Genomic DNA, 15,198 nt, shown 5'->3' on the forward strand with positions numbered 1-15,198 from the left:
TCCAGGTTCACCGCGAAAAGCCAGATTATCAAGAGGTCTTCGCTCGCAACGGTGAATTGGTGCAGCACTCCAATAACATGTTCCTGCCATTGACCCCCGAAGAGGTCGACGCAGTATTGCTGTGTTTCGGCGACGTAAAGCCGAGCGCAGAAGGAGAAAAACCAGTGTACGGCATCGGCGATTCAAGCACCCGTACTGCTGGGTTCTTGATCGATCCACCCGAGGATTTTGTGACGCGAGGTGGCGACGGGGCGCGGATGCGGATGCGGATGACAACCATCGGTGCCGATGGTAATAAGCCCCTCACTGACGCCGTATTTCTGTAGAAAATTCGCACCCGGTACACGCAAGCCCTGCCGTAAAACGTGGGGCTTCGGCAGTAGCGGATTTCTACTTTTGGAGCTCCGCTGTTCAACCTTCATGACATAAGGGCACCTCATGAGCACTAAGCAGATCACCGTCCCATCTGAATATGCCGAATCCGTGTTGGGTATGATCGAGCAGCGCATTCGCGAGATCGGCAAGACCTACCAGGGACCCAAGAGCAACCAAGACGACCTGGAGATTACTGCGTTCCGAGCTATGGCTCGGCAGCTCGGGTACGATTTTGAAGTTATGTCGAACGCTGATGGTTTCGCGATCACTCGGCATGTGTACAAGCCGGTCGAGTAATTTAGACGGATTCGCTCCGGTTCGCCGGAGCCTCTAGGAAGTTCTGATGAACACGCTTGAACGCGCTACACGTCGTGTAAACTTGGCGTTGCTGCTTAGCGGGTTGGCCAGCGTGATTACGGGGTCTGCAGCGATGTTCTTCATCTGGACGTATCCCTCCACCGGTCCAGATCTGCGCAACGAATTCAGTACGTTTCTGTCGCCTGTGTTTGCAATCGGGATGGCGTTGACACTCTGGGGAAGTCGGGAACTCCCAAGTGTTTTTAGAAAAGGCTGACCACTTAGCCCGCATTGGCGGCAGCGGCGACAATTAAGGAAAGAACATTGAACATCTTCACAGACTGGCTACATGGGACACCTTCTACCATCGGTCAGTGGACGTTGACTGGACGTGGCGCCCTGAAAGGGAGCGCACCACTCCACAAGGGCTTATTTTTCACGACGAATCGTGAGTTCGCTGTGGGCAGTGCTGGAGGGGCTGATGCTAGTCATAACGTGTATCAGGCAACTCTCAAACCGGGGGCACGAGTGCTTGATCTCTCTGCCCCAGGAGTGACGTGCACACTTCAGGAGTCGGAGCATCTGCGTCAGCTCGTTGTAAGCCGCCGTCCGGGCAAGGGCAATATCCAAGCTGAGTACCAGCCCTTCTGGGAAAATGGCTGGAGGACAGGCGCGATCATGAAGTATGCAACTCGGGAGGAGGATCTGCAGATGAAACAGATGACGCACCTCGCTCTTAAGCAGCGTGAAACCGCTGCCGGCCAGCGTGCCTGGAATCTTCTTCAGCAGATCACACGGGAATGCATCGAAGACATCGTCGATGCTTCAATTGCAGCTGGCTATCAAGCAGTTGCCGGCAACGAACTGCAGGATGGGGTGACTTATCCGATCTTGATCGTGCTCGATCCGAACATTCTGACATCCCCAGTGAAGGTCTGACCCCGCCCAGGTTCACCCCAGGCCCGGCCGTCAAACGTTGGGCCGTTGGAGGCATGGCGCAGCGGGCATCCCGCCGGCAAGGCCGTGTCACAGCTTTTTCAACGCATTACTACCCCACCGGAGTAACTGGCGGATGTCCAAGTCACGACGTGTCAATTTTAAAGAGAGCACGCGCAAAATCCTTGCAGGGACCGCGGGCCATATGTGTTCTTTCTATGATTGCGGCAAGCCCACCATTGGTCCCGAAATCAAAGGCGACGGTTCCGTTGGTGTGAAAGGGATAGCAATCGCTGCGCATATCTACGCAGCCTCTCCCGAGGGCCCAAGACCACCAGTTGGCCTTACTGACGAGGAAATCAGGGCAGAATCGAACGGCATTTGGCTTTGTCCCGATGACGCGACGAAAGTCGATGCCTTTCAGTTTGAATATCCTGCCCAGCTCCTACTGGAGATGAAGCAGGTTCGTGTCTTCGCGCAAAGCCTTGCATTGCATAATCCGACGGTCGCCCTTATGGCCCACTCCATAGGCATGAAGCGACTTGACAGCATTGTTCGCAAACATCTGCCTGGTCTGGATAAGGAGAAGATCATTGAGGCCGTCAAAGCGGCCTACATGCGGACAGAAATCGTTCATTCAACGGCTGAGCTCCCCTTTCCGACTGCAGCATTCGCGCTCTCAAGCGTCCATACGCTCAGTCGTGTTATTCGGGAGGTCATGGTTTGCGCAAAACACAGATTGCAGATCGAGGACCAGGTCTGGAGAGACGTGATTGCTGACTGGTCCGTGTACTTCGGGAAATTTCAGCGCCCCCCGCATGAGCGCGTCGCGCTATCTGGTACTGGCTATGCAAAGATCAGCGCCCGCAATCCCAAGACTGGCGAAATTCTGAAAGACGGCGTAAAGACTGGTGCCTTTGTTATGCTCTCTGACGGCGATGACCCCTCCAATCCGATGGCCAAGCATGTCCTGCTACAGCACACATTCAGGCCCTTCAGCCCGCTTGAATGGAAATTGAATGTGAAGCCTGCCCTTGGCACATTCGAGGTCGAGAGTGAGCTTACCGTCTACAAGGATGTGAGCCCTCGCAACGGTGTGTTTGACAATGACCGAAAGTCGTTTGAGTCATACGCAGCCGTGCTCGAAAAACTCACCCAGGGCTGGGAACCTATTGGTTATGTTGGCTTGTCGGTGGGTGAAGGAAACGATGATGGCAAGTACCACCCAACGCCCATCAGCATCGTCTGCAAGGTTAAACCTGAACAGTTCGATTCAAGGAGTCGCCGATGCGAACGCGTCAAGCTGGGATATAAAATTGCGGACGAACTTGGCGCGACCATGAAATTCACACCAGCTTTCTTCAATCAGTCCATTACCGATACGGCGCTATCAGAGGCTGCCGCAGATTTTCTGGTTGAGCTAGGTCCAGAGCCATGGGATTTGCTTTGCACCTCAAAGCCGATCATGCGAGTAAATGATGACGTGGGGATGTACTTTCAGCTCAAGCATCTAGTGTTGAGCGCTGAAACACGTCTCGTGAGGCGTCTAACCTGACGCATCTCCCCGCCCACTGCGTAACTCTGGCCTTGACCTATTATTGCCCGCGACCGGGTGACCATGATGTCGGATGGTCGTCCCAGGCCACGCCGGCCTGCAACGCCTGCGGTAATAAAATAATGGCCGAGTCGAATGCCGTCCTCGAGTTGACCACCACCAGATCCACCCACTACGGAATCAGATCATGGATATTGATGCTAATCAGTTTTTAACGGGCTCCAATGAGCGGGTGTTGCCAAATTCCGAACTTGAAAAGTGAAGACCACAAATGAATATCTTCGATGAGCCAGTAAGCTTGGCTGGTTTCCAACTGGTGAAAGCGTTCGCAGCCTCCTTGGGCAACTTCCCTGAGGATGTTCAGCTCCCAAAGAGTTCATTCGACACGTGGTCGGCGCCGTTGGCTGAAACTGGTGCCAGCGAAGACCAGATGCGGCAGGTCGGCGAGTGGTATGCCTTGCATCACAAGACTGCTCCATCCCTGCCTTATGTTCTCGGTGCCGCTCGCAGGTTGGTACTAAGCGGGTCATTGCCACCTCACCGTCTTGCTACAACCACTGAGCGTAATGCAATGGCCATTCTTCATGCCGCTGAGAAGCTTGGGCTTTCAGCAGATGACAGCGCCCAGGCGATCATCCTCGCCGGCACCCTCGCGCACCTTTCGCATTATCGTCGGAGTTTCTCGGGGATTGACCGGGCATACCAGCGCCAAGAGGTCGAAGGGATGGCACGGATGAGTGATTATGCCGCCGACGAGATTCTTGACGAGATAGCAAGCGGCAAAGGCGATCTGAAATCACTAGGCCTGTATCTGTTCCACATCGACCCTGATCGGAATCCGGACGATGCTTAACCCCGACCACAAGGACAATAACCATACTGGTTGAGAAAAATGGGCCGCACCAGCCAACTGATCGATCCAGGTTAAGAGGAAATGTCATGAGCGAAGAAATTAAGGCCCGCAAATTTCTCAAAGCGCACCAGGTGATTCCAGGCCACGCCAAAAACGCTGAACTACATCAGTGAAAACCTCTTTCGGCCATTGTCGCCGGGAGGCCAACTTTCCACCCTCCCGTTTTCTGCTAGTTTATATGTAAAGATTATTCACTTCAGGAACGATTATGGAGGCAGGAATGGATACGTTGGCATCCTTAGCTGCAATGTCAGGCAGCTCGCAGCAGTTAGTAAATTTAGCAAGCGCGTTTCTAGGAGGAAGTGTTGTTCTGGTAATTGGGACCACACACGTAAGCCCGAACACCCTAAAAGCCAGAAGGATTTATTTGATATTGATCGCCAGTTGGGGAATGCTTTTGTGGTCTATGTTTTCCGGTGATTTAGTCCTTCGAAATTACCTCGCAGCCACAGTAGCAAAGACACCTGAGAAATTAGTAGAAATCTATTCTTTGGCAAACGGCTCATATCAGACTCAGTTAGACACGATGCGACTCGCAGTTCTTTTTTTCTCTGCCTGGCTAGTTTCATACATGATCTGGTGGGTATTCTTTCGGGGGAGTGAAACGGGAGGAATAAAACAATGACGAAAATCTTGAGTTTAGTTTTATTATCAGTTTCCGTCTCCATTTCTGTTCAAGCCTTTGGTGAAGACGTTAAATGTAAGTGCAATGAAGTTCCTTTTAAACCTGACCCACCATGCGTCAAGGCCTGCGTTGTATCAATTATGAGAAACTCTGATAGTGATACTTTTGTCGAAACCGTAGGCCTAACCGAGTTTCAGGAGTACTCGTTCACTTTATTTCGCAACCGTCCGGTAGCAGACAACGTTGATGTTGATAATGCGCTTAGGCGAAAACGTAGCTTGAATCAAGTAGAGATGAAGTTGTACTCACTACCAAAAGAGCGGCTAGAAAAAATAATACAGACTGTGCCATCCCCTAACCGCACGGTGCTTATTCCACAAGATAAAGTTGAGTTCTACAAATTTGATGCGGCTCCCAAGAAATAATTAACGAGGATTTATCATCTGAAAGCATCTGACCGCTCCACCGGACTCTATTTTCTAAAAATGACCTTGATATTTGGAAGTCGAGAACTAGGGTTACCCCTAAACGATCCCAAAAAACCAAAAACCGGGGGCTTGCAACGTGAGAACTGTTCTGGAGTTTTCCCACTGCGAATACCGAACCGTGATCGTTGACGCAGCGGGCCTGCAGTCGGTTCTACCCGTCATCGTGACAGATCAAGGGATCCTCGATCAGTTTGTCTTGTACATGCATTTGAACAGGCGAAGGAGTCGATCATGGCAGGACTCTGCAACGTTCTCGTTGCGGCTACTGGTTGAGTATGTGGCAGTCAATCACGAGCACTATGATGAACCCAAAACATTATTTAAGGCTTTTTCAGATGCGCTATTTACAGGAACGATTGGGGACTATCGCGATCCATCGGGATTATGGTGGGAGCAGAGGCATCGCAATGACGCGAATACAATTATAAGCCATATAACTCGGTTTACCGTCTGGTTAGCTATTGTCAATGAAGAAAGTAAATTACAGCTAAATCCCTGGCGAGACGCTACGAACCCATGATTCACCGCCCTCTGGGCGGCGGATGAAGGTCGATTGTGATCCTAGCTTGAACAAGTCGCCGGCACGGTGTGTGACGGTGACTTCGGAATTTCTTCCGAGAGATAGATCCCGCCCAATATCAATCGGCTCGCTCTGCGGTCACTTACCGTTCACCAGCGCCAAGCCCAAGCGACGGGCTCGGCGCTACTCGCCGCGTGAGCTGATTTTGACTTAGCTTGGTTTTCTCAGCAGGTCCGTCAGTGCGTCGCTGTCGAGATCCTTCTAAAGTCATAGACAACCGCAGCGGTATAACATCGTCAGCCGAACGGACAACTCATGCTCCACCAAAACACTCGCCAGCGTTTTGAGGGTCAGGTTTAGTTGTCCAACATGTCGGCAATAGATCGCGCGCTCAGACACGGAAACTGGCAACCAGTTGTTTGAGTCGCGCTGTCTGTTGATTCAACTCGTCATTGGCGTGCAGTGTTGTCTGCAGGTTCTGCACGCCGGTCAGGTTTAATAGATTGATCTGCGCGATATCGATGTTAAGGGTTTCAATCACCGCAGTTTGTTCCTCGGTTGCGCTAGCCACTGATTGGTTCATGCCATCGATTTCGCTGATGCGCAGAGTCACGTTGCCAAGGTGTTCACCTGCCTGGTCAGCGATTTTCATGGTTTCCTCGCTGTGACGCTGGCTCTCGGTCATAGTGGCCACTGCCTCTCGGGCGCCTTCCTGCAGCTGCGCGATCATCGTGTGGACTTCTTGCGCTGACTCCTGGGTGCGGTGTGCCAGGTTGCGGACCTCATCTGCGACCACGGCAAAACCTCGACCCACTTCTCCTGCGCGAGCAGCCTCGATAGCCGCATTTAGAGCCAATAAATTGGTTTGCTCGGAGATCCCTTTGATCACTTCGAGAATCTGGCCAATGTTCACTGCTTTACTGTTCAGCGTCTCGATGGTGGCGCGGGAAGTACAGATTTTCCCGGACAGTTCATTCATCGCCTGGATGGTCATTTCCACCACTTGGCGACCACCCTCGACCTGATGACGGGCATCGGAGGCTTGGCGCGAGGCTTCGGCGGCATTGCTGGCGATCTCTTGGGATGCCGCACCCAGTTGGTTGATCGCCGCGACCACACTGTTCGTGCGATTGGACTGCTCCTGGGAGTTGCTCATAGACGAGCTGGAGGCAGTGAGCACCTGCTGGGTCATCTCATTGACCTGGATGGAGACCGAGGACACCTCGTGGATCGAGTCGTGAATCCGCTCGACGAAGCGGTTGAACGAGGTGGCCAGTTCACCAAACTCGTCCTGGCTGTGGATGGTCAAGCGTCTACTCAAGTCACCCTCTCCCTGGGCGATGTCCTGCATGGCGCGACCCATTTCTCGCAGCGGCTGCATGAGCCAGTGAGTCAGTAAACCGAGCAGGATGACAATGGCTACGACTGCGGCAATCATCGCAATGACCGCAGAGACACGCAGCTTATTAAGCGTTGCGTAGGCTTTGTCCTTATCGATGGAGATACCTATGTACCAATTGACTGAAGGCAACCCTTCAAGCGGCTTGAATGTCAGTATTCGATGGGCTCCAGCGAGCTTGACCTCACTGAAGGCTCCATCGATTTTCGGGGTGTTCTCGGGGTAGATCTCGAAAAGCGACTTCATCACCTGATCCGGTATTGGGCTGAGCAGTACTTTGCCATCGGCATTGACCAGGAAGACATAGCCCTGACCGCCCAAGTTCACCGCACCCAGGAGATCGGTCAAAGTTTTGAGGTCGAGGGTACCACCCGCTGCACCGACGATCTCCCCGCTATATTTGACCGGCGAAGTTATCGATAGCGCGAGAGCGCCGATGGCTGGGTCGGTGTAGGGCTCTGTAAGATGGATGTTGCCGCTTGCCACAGTGTCTTTGTACCAAGACTCGACTCGAGGATCGTAACCCTTGGGCATTTCAGTCTTGGGGCTTGTATGGAACGAGCCATCCGTCCATCCCAACGATGCTTGATAGAAACTTTCCTGCTGGGCTGCCTGCGTCAGAGTATTTTGAATATTATCGGTGCTGGGGTCCCCTTCGAGGCTCTGTGCCATGTTCTCGATGACCTTGATGCGCCCTGCCACCCAGCTCTGAATATTGCTGGATATGACATAGCCAACATCATCCAGATGGCGTTGAATATTCTCTTGAGTATTCATGCGTTGTAGATTGTCGATGTACAGGATGAACAAAGAGAAGGCGACTATGACCACCAGCGATGCAGTCAAGAGAATTTTGTGACTGAACTTCAACACTTTGAACATGGTGTCATCCTATTAGAGGGAGGCGGCAACCTGTTGGAAAAGGCAGTGACTTGATTTGCGGTTCAGCACTCGAACGCCTTAAGGGGTTGAGCAGGGCCAACCCCGGCATGCTTTCTACATCCAGGTTTTGAGCATCAGGTAGCTGGCAACCACAACGCACACGGCGCAAAAGCCCAGTTGAATGACTTTGGCGGGCACCCTGGGGGAGAGGATTCTGCCCAGTAGCATCCCGACGACACTGGCGGCGATAAACATGCCGCCGGTCGCGGTGATGTGGGCACCGGCGAACAATGCTCCTGTCACCGCAGAGGCTGAGATCAGGGCAATGGCCATCAGCGAGGTGGCTACGATGCCATGCATCTTGATGTCTGAAAGCTGTTGAAACGCCGGTACGATCAAGAAGCCTCCCCCAACGCCGAGCATCCCCGTGAGCAGCCCTGAGACTGAGCCGACGACGGCCAGGGTGGTTGAGCATTTCAGGGTCCAGCGCAGTCGGCCGGTCTGCGGGTTGAGCATGCAGTTTTTGTGTTGCCAGGGCTGTTCATCACCTGCGTGTTTAGGCGAGTTGTCCGAGGCCTGCCGAGCCATACGAATCGCCACAATGACCATCACCCCGCTGAACAGTGAGATCAGTACAGCGTTGGGTAGCGAATGGGCAACGTACACGCCCAGCGGCGAGAAGACGGCCCCCAATAACGCCATCAGCACGGCTGCACGATAACGGACCAAGCCTTTTCTGAGGCCATCCACGGCACCGACAGCGGCCGCGGCGCTGACGGCGAACAGCGCAACGGGAGTCGACTGCGTCATGGTCCAGCCCAGCCCGATCACCAGCGCCGGTATGGCCAGAATGCCGCCCCCTGCACCGGTAAGGCCAAGAATGATGCCGATAGCTATTCCGAACATTGCACCTAATAGCATGCTCGTCCCTCACTCAGGCTTGGAGACGCTCGTCAGCCACTCACGGCCTTTGAGCATGCCGTTCCAGTAAAACCAGGGTAAAAATCTGGCTTTCAGAAACCACGCGGACCGCCGGGCAACCGTCGGGTCCAAGGGGAAGGAGGGGAGCAGTTTGCCGCCGTAGCCGAACTCGGCCAGCACGACTTTGCCTTTTTCGACGGTCAGCGGGCACGACCCGTAGCCGTCGTAGCGCAGCGGCATGGGCTGATGACTGCGCAAGGCCAGGAGGTTCTCGGCCACGACGACGATTTGTTTGCGGGCGGCAGCGGCGGTTTTGGCGTTGCTGGTGGAGCAGATATCACCGAGGGCGAATACGTCCGGATAACGGCAGTGTTGTAGCGTTCCCGGATCCACCTCGCACCAGCCAGCGGAGTCCGCCAGGGGGCCTGAGCGAATGAACTCGGGGGCGACCTGTGGCGGCACCACATGCAGCATGTCGAAGCGCTTGGCCTGCCGAACGAGGGTGCCGTGCGCGTCCCGGCTTTCGAACCAGGCGGTTTTGCCCGGGCCGTCGACTTTGACCAGGTTGGACCCGAAGACCAGCTGCGCCTGATACTTCTCGATGTACTTCATCAGGGGCGGGACGAAGGCGGCCACACCGAACAGTGCGGCGCCAGCGAGATTGAACTCGACATCCATGTCCTGCAGGACACCTGACTTCTGCCAGTGGTCGCAAGACAGGTACAAGGCTTTTTGCGGGGCGCCGGCGCATTTGATCGGAATCGCGGGCTGGGAAAACAGCGCTTTGCCGCGGCGTAGCCCCTGCACCAGCTGCCAGGTGTAGGTGCAAAGGTCATAGCGATAGTTGGACGTCACCCCATGCTTGCCCAGGGTTTCCTCCAGTCCTTGGATGTGCTCCCAGGCCAGCCTCAGCCCCGGGCAGACTATGAGGTGCTGATAGGCGATGCGTTGACCATTGCTCAGCGTCAGACGCTTGGTGTCGGGCAGAACCTCGACCACCGCAGCCTTGATCCAGGTGGCGCCGCGCGGAATGACTTTTGACATGGGCCTGACGGTCTTGCACACGTCATAGGCGCCACCGCCGACCAGCGTCCAGGCCGGTTGGTAGTAGTGTTGGTCATTGGGTTCAATCAGGGTGATCCGCAGGTCGGGAGCCCGCTTGAGCAGGCTGGCCGCAACCCCGATGCCTGCCGACCCACCCCCAATGATCAGGATGTCGGCGGTGATGTCAGGGAGACCGCCGGCGGCTTTGCTCCGAGTGGCATTCGCGGACGCCTTTTGGTAGAGCGTGGTTGAGCGATTACCGGTGCGGCAAAAGGCCAAAACCGGTGCTGGCAAGCGGTCCAGCAGCCGGCCAAAATTTTCTACATCAGTGTCGTTGATGGCACTGGGCTGAACCGGGAGATAGGCAAACTCAAGCCCCAGACGTTTGGCTTCGGCTTGAAGGGTCGCGCTGGCAGGTTGATCTGCGCCACCTTCATGATCGGGTCGGTTACAGATAATTGAGCGAAACCCGAGCGTGGCAGCTTCGGTCAGATCATCCGGAGTGATTTGCCCGGTTGTTGAAAAAACGTTGCTATGAGGGGTGACTTGCATGCCGATTAGACTCTTGAGAGGTTATCCATGTCGCTCTGCCTGAACTCAATAAAGCTGTTCAGAACAAATTGAGCGGAATCTTCAGGTAACTGATGCCGTTGGCCTTTGCCGCAGGTGTCTCGCCGGCCCGCATGTTGATCTGTACTGACGGCAGCAGCAGCCTGGGCTGGCCCAGGGTTTTGTCGCGCGCTGCGCGCAGGGCAACAAAATCAGCCTCACCGATGCCTTGGCCGACATGGATGTTGTGCGCGCGCTCTTCGGCCACCGTGGTCTGGTAACAGTAGTGGTCGCGAACGGGGGACTTGTAGTCGTGACACATGAACAGGCGGGTATCACCTGGCAGCTCGAACAGCCGATTAATCGAACGGTACAACTGATGAGCGTCGCCACCGGGAAAGTCGCAGCGGGCGGTGCCGCAGTCGGGCATGAACAGGGTATCGCCTACGAACGCCGCATCTTCGATCAAGTAACTCACGCAAGCCGGCGTATGGCCGGGGGTGTGCAGTACAACGACGGACAGCGCGCCAATGTGAAAGGTTTCACCATCGGCGAACAGACGGTCGAACTGACTGCCGTCGACCTTGAACCCATCATCGGCGTCGAACAGCTTGGCAAAGGTGTCCTGCACCTGGGGAATACGATCGCCAATGCCGATTTGTCCGCCCAGGTGCACTTGCAGATAGCGGGCGGCCGAGAGGTGGTCGGCATGCACGTGGGTTTCCAGTATCCACTCGAGCGTAAGCCCGTTGGCGCGCACCTGCTCGATCAGGCGATCGGCACTGACGTACGAGATGCGCGCGGCGGCGGTATCGTAGTCAAGCACCGGGTCGATGATTGCGCAGCGCTGGGTCAGCGGGTCGCTGAGCAGATAGCTGTAGGTGCAGCTCTCAGGGTCGAAGACAGGTTCAAGGTTAAATGGCATCGTCATTTCCAATCTCAAATCGTTTGAGCCACGCCTACTGCGATGAACAGCAGCAGCGCAACCAGTCCCGCCGTCAGGCAGTACGGTAGCTGGGTTCTTATGTGGTCCATGTGGTCGCCGCGAGTGGCCATTGAGGTCACAATCCCGGTGTCGCTGATCGGTGAAACGGTGTCGCCGAGAATCGAGCCGGAGATCGCTGCGCCGATGATCAGGTAAGGATCCGCCCCTGATGCCGCGGCGATCTGGATGCCGATTGGAATCATGATCGAGAAGGTGCCCCAGGAGGTCCCGGTGGACAGGGAGATCACCGCGGCGATGATGAATACGAAGGCGGCGCACAGGCTCACCGGCACATAGCCATTGATGTGCTCCGAGAGGTAGCCGCCGACGTTCAGTTCTCCGCACACATTGCCGATCAGAAACGCCAGGGTCATGACCACGCCGAGCGGGACCATCGACTGGTAGCCAATCAGTAGCTCGCGGAAATACTGATCGACGGTCAACACGCGCTTGACCAGGATGTAATGGAGCGCCCCGACCACTTGGCCCACCAGCACGCCCCAGAGCACGGCTGTGGAGCCCGAGCCTTTGCTGATGCTGCCGTCACCGGTGATGTACAGACCTAGAGGCACGGTGACGATCATCGCCAGCAGCGGCAACAGCAGGTTTGAGGTGCAAGGGGCGCGGTTTTGCTGCGCAGGGCTTTCGTCGAGGTCTGTCACCAACGGTATGGCGCCTTCGCGCAACTCGATTCCCTGGAGTGCACGCGCGTTGGCGCGGCGCATGGCGGGAAAAGAGAAACGGGTGAAGACACTGAGCAGGACGAAGATCAGGGTGACCCAGGCGAAGAAGTTGTAAACGATGGAATGAGCCAGGATGTTGAACGGCTCTCCGCTGATGAAGCCCTTGCCGGCTTGCATCGCAATAACCCCCATCATCGCTGCACCCCAGCCGTTGAACAGGACGGATGACCACACGCTCAGGCCGGTGTTCTGGATCACGTAGCCCATCTGTTCGCGAGAGACCCGGTACTTGCTCGACAGGCCACCGGTCACGGTGCCGGCGGTGAGCAGCGCGAGATTACTCTCGATAAAGATCAGCCCTGCGATAGCGCACCCAAGCAGCTGTGAGCTGATCGGGCCTTTAACAATGCGCGCCTTATCGGTCAGTAGCCTGACCAGCCCCTCCATGCCGCCCGTTATGCGGGCGAGGTGGATGACCCCGCCGACCATCAGGCCAAAGAGAATGGTTTTCACCGCCCCCTCAGACTTGAACACATCCACCATGCCTTGCACCGAGCTTCCCAAGCCGTTTGCGAACTGGAAGTTGGAGAGCACCAGGAAGCCCGCGACCACCCCCGCGAGCAGTGACAAGATCACCTGGCGGGTGAACACCGCCAGGCAAATGGTCACGATCGGGGGCATGATTGTCCAAATACCGAAATCAAACATCTTGTGTACACTCTTTCTGGATTGCTTATTGTTGGTTTTTGTTAGCGTTTGACTCCAAGGCTTGCTGAGCCTTGGAGGCTGCGATTGTTTGAAGTCGTAGTTACATTCCTTGGCCTTTGAGGGTGGCAGGCGAGCCTGCCGCCGGCCTTTCATTCAAGACACTTGTGGCAGCGCGCTCCCGGCATAGGGTGAGCGAATATCGGACAGGAAACGCTGTGCGCGAGGGTGTTCCGGGGTCTGGAAGAACGACTCGGGCGTCGCGCGTTCGAGCACCCGGCCCTGATCCATGAAAATCACCCGATCGGCCACTTCGCGGGCGAAACCCATTTCGTGAGTGACGCAGACCATGGTCATGCCCTCTTTGGCCAGGCCTTTCATCGCTTGCAGCACCTCGCCGACCATTTCCGGGTCCAGCGCGGAGGTGGGTTCATCGAACAGCATGACCGGTGGGTTCATGGCCAGTGCCCGGGCGATGGCCACGCGCTGCTGCTGACCGCCCGATAGCTCGGCGGGGTAAGCGCAAGACTTGTGGGCCAGCCCTACCCGTTCCAGCAGGCTCATGGCCAGGTCTTTCGCCTCCTTGGCGGGCAGCTTGCGCAGGCGGCGCGGTGCCAAGGTGCAATTCTCCAGCACGGTGAGGTGCGGGAAGAGATTGAACTGCTGGAACACGAAGCCGATCCGGCTGCGCAGTGCGTTGACACTGACGGAGCGCGCATGGATGTCCACGCCGTCGATGAAAATGTTGCCACTCTGGATTGCTTCCAGCCGGTTGAGGGTGCGAATCATCGTCGACTTACCGGAGCCCGACGGGCCGCAGACCACGACCACCTCACCCTTGGCGACGGTTTCGTTGATGTCGGCCAGAGCATGGTAGTTGCCGTACCACTTGTTGACATTTTTCAGTTCGATCATGGGATTAAACCTTTGCAGAACGGACGGCGAGATGCTTTTCCAGCCAGAAGGCGAAGCGCGACAGGCTGAAGCACATGACGAAGTAAGTGAGGCCGAGCACGGCATAGATCTCGACCGGTCTGGTCAGCAGCTGAGCGCTGATCTGCGATGCGACGAACGACACTTCGGACAGGCTGATGATGTAGCCCAGCGAGGTTTCCTTGATGGTGGAGACGAACTGGTTCACCAGCGAGGGCAGCATGTTGCGAAAGGCCTGGGGCAGGATTACCAGCAGCATCGCGGCCAGGTACGAGAAGCCCAGTGAACGGGCGCTTTCCATTTGCCCGCGGGGCAAGCCAAGAATCCCGGCGCGGATGATTTCGGCGAGGTAGACCCCATCGAAGATCACTAGGGCGGCGAGCATGGTGCCGAACTGATCGGTGCGTTGACCGGTCAGGGTCGGCAGCAAAAAGTAGGCCCAGAAAATCACCATCAATAACGGCGTGCCACGCAGTACATGTACCAGGCCGGTGACCGGCACCCGCAAAATCGCGTACGGGCTGATGCGGCAGAGCGCCAGCAGTACCCCGACCGGGAAGGCCAGTACCAGCGCCGATGCCGCCAGAATCAGGGTCATCAACAGGCCACCCAAAGGGCCGTTCGGGTACTGGCCGATCAGGTAGTACAGCCCATAGGTTTGGATGAGATCGAGCATCGTCAGGCACTCCGTACGGGATAGCGTTGCTGGTACCAGCTGGACAACAGGGTGACGGCGATCGAAACGCTGACATAACCTGCGGTGGTCACGGCGAACGACTCGAAACCGCGGAAGGTGGCGCTTTCCACCTGCTGGGCCTGATACATCATTTCAGCGACCCCGATCACCATGGCAATGCTGGTGTTCTTCCACAGGTTCAGCGTCTGGCTGATCAGCGGTGGCACCGTCACCCGCAGCGACTGCGGGAGGATCACCAGGCGCATGGTGCTGATAAAGCCGAAGCCCAGGGTTCGGCCCGCCTCCATTTGCTCCTTGGGAATGGAGCGCAAGCCGCTGCGGATGTCCTCGGCCATATACGCGGCGGTGTACAGCACCAGGGCGATGACCGCACTGATCGCCTCGATGTTGTGTTGGTAAACCCATGCCTTGATGGGGGCTGGCAGCAGCTCCGGCGCGCCGAAATACCAGAACAGCATGTGCGCCAGCAGCGGTACGTTGCGGATCGCTTCCACGTAGGTGATCGCGATGCCTCGTAGCAGGGCGTAGGGGGCGAGCCGCAAGACGGCGATGACGATCGCCAGCGGCAGGGCGATGACCAGGGAGATCAGCGCGAGCTGGATGGACAGCAGGAAGCCGCTGACCAGCCAGTCGTGATACTCCCCGGAGAGCACGATCGACAAATCAAACATATTCATAAGTAGCCCCGTGG

The 15,198-nt window shown here is 56.2% G+C and carries 16 protein-coding genes and 2 pseudogenes; 8 read left to right on the plus strand and 10 right to left on the minus strand.

Annotation, left to right across the window (positions count from 1 at the left end; translation table 11 throughout):
* Positions 1-77: 77 nt before the first annotated feature.
* The 8 genes from PG5_RS01450 (at position 78) to PG5_RS01485 (ending at position 5,126) form a co-directional block, all read left to right on the plus strand.
* Entirely contained in the window at positions 78-326 is a 249-nt protein-coding gene (locus PG5_RS01450; protein ID WP_177326129.1) for a hypothetical protein, read from the plus strand.
* A gap of 112 nt (positions 327-438) precedes the next feature.
* Positions 439-672 (plus strand): hypothetical protein, encoded by a 234-nt coding sequence (locus tag PG5_RS01455; RefSeq protein ID WP_042955150.1) that lies wholly within the window; start codon positions 439-441, stop codon positions 670-672.
* 46 nt (positions 673-718) lie between these two features.
* A complete protein-coding gene (locus PG5_RS01460) occupies positions 719-949 on the plus strand; it encodes a hypothetical protein (RefSeq protein ID WP_042955151.1) in 231 nt (76 codons plus the stop codon).
* Between the two features lie 47 nt (positions 950-996).
* A complete protein-coding gene (locus PG5_RS01465; RefSeq protein ID WP_042955152.1) occupies positions 997-1,611 on the plus strand; it encodes a hypothetical protein in 615 nt (204 codons plus the stop codon).
* Between the two features lie 133 nt (positions 1,612-1,744).
* Entirely contained in the window at positions 1,745-3,163 is a 1,419-nt protein-coding gene (locus PG5_RS32880) for a hypothetical protein (protein ID WP_020795317.1), read from the plus strand.
* Positions 3,164-3,434: 271 nt separating this feature from the next.
* Positions 3,435-4,016 (plus strand): hypothetical protein, encoded by a 582-nt coding sequence (locus tag PG5_RS01475; RefSeq protein WP_020795319.1) that lies wholly within the window; start codon positions 3,435-3,437, stop codon positions 4,014-4,016.
* Between the two features lie 280 nt (positions 4,017-4,296).
* Positions 4,297-4,701: a hypothetical protein gene (locus PG5_RS01480; protein WP_042955153.1), complete on the plus strand. Its 405-nt coding sequence runs from the start codon at positions 4,297-4,299 to the stop codon at positions 4,699-4,701.
* Positions 4,698-5,126, plus strand: a complete 429-nt coding sequence (locus PG5_RS01485) for a hypothetical protein (RefSeq protein ID WP_042955154.1) — start codon at positions 4,698-4,700, stop codon at positions 5,124-5,126. Before PG5_RS01480 ends, PG5_RS01485 begins: the two co-directional genes overlap by 4 nt.
* A 974-nt stretch (positions 5,127-6,100) precedes the next feature.
* Here the strand turns inward: PG5_RS01485 and PG5_RS35200 are convergent.
* The 10 genes and pseudogenes from PG5_RS35200 to PG5_RS01525 form a co-directional block, all read right to left on the minus strand.
* Complete coding sequence (locus PG5_RS35200) at positions 6,101-6,901, minus strand: methyl-accepting chemotaxis protein (RefSeq protein WP_371106594.1); 801 nt, start codon at positions 6,899-6,901, stop codon at positions 6,101-6,103.
* 54 nt (positions 6,902-6,955) lie between these two features.
* Positions 6,956-7,990: pseudogene (locus PG5_RS35205) on the minus strand (cache domain-containing protein); the annotation flags it as partial.
* A gap of 114 nt (positions 7,991-8,104) precedes the next feature.
* Positions 8,105-8,911: a sulfite exporter TauE/SafE family protein gene (locus PG5_RS01495; RefSeq protein WP_020795321.1), complete on the minus strand. Its 807-nt coding sequence runs from the start codon at positions 8,909-8,911 to the stop codon at positions 8,105-8,107.
* A gap of 9 nt (positions 8,912-8,920) precedes the next feature.
* Positions 8,921-10,138, minus strand: coding sequence for an FAD/NAD(P)-binding oxidoreductase (locus PG5_RS01500; RefSeq protein WP_042955202.1), 1,218 nt, complete (start codon positions 10,136-10,138; stop codon positions 8,921-8,923).
* Between the two features lie 45 nt (positions 10,139-10,183).
* Positions 10,184-10,507 (minus strand): annotated as a pseudogene (locus tag PG5_RS35210) (TIGR01244 family sulfur transferase); the annotation flags it as partial.
* A 58-nt stretch (positions 10,508-10,565) separates the two neighbouring features.
* Positions 10,566-11,429 carry an MBL fold metallo-hydrolase gene (locus PG5_RS01505; RefSeq protein ID WP_020795323.1) on the minus strand — a complete coding sequence of 288 codons (864 nt, stop codon included), beginning with the start codon at positions 11,427-11,429 and terminating at the stop codon, positions 10,566-10,568.
* Positions 11,430-11,443: 14 nt separating this feature from the next.
* Complete coding sequence (locus tag PG5_RS01510; RefSeq protein WP_256227808.1) at positions 11,444-13,033, minus strand: Na+/H+ antiporter NhaC family protein; 1,590 nt, start codon at positions 13,031-13,033, stop codon at positions 11,444-11,446.
* The gene (locus tag PG5_RS01515; RefSeq protein WP_020795325.1) at positions 13,034-13,792 is read right to left on the minus strand and encodes an amino acid ABC transporter ATP-binding protein; all 759 of its coding nucleotides are present in this window, start codon (positions 13,790-13,792) and stop codon (positions 13,034-13,036) included. It lies immediately after the preceding gene.
* 4 nt (positions 13,793-13,796) lie between these two features.
* Positions 13,797-14,492, minus strand: coding sequence for an amino acid ABC transporter permease (locus PG5_RS01520; RefSeq protein WP_371106595.1), 696 nt, complete (start codon positions 14,490-14,492; stop codon positions 13,797-13,799).
* Positions 14,489-15,184, minus strand: a complete 696-nt coding sequence (locus PG5_RS01525; protein WP_020795327.1) for an amino acid ABC transporter permease — start codon at positions 15,182-15,184, stop codon at positions 14,489-14,491. Before PG5_RS01525 ends, PG5_RS01520 begins: the two co-directional genes overlap by 4 nt.
* Positions 15,185-15,198 lie beyond the last annotated feature (14 nt).

The sequence above is a fragment of the Pseudomonas sp. G5(2012) genome, from assembly GCF_000408945.1.
Classification (GTDB): domain Bacteria; phylum Pseudomonadota; class Gammaproteobacteria; order Pseudomonadales; family Pseudomonadaceae; genus Aquipseudomonas; species Aquipseudomonas umsongensis.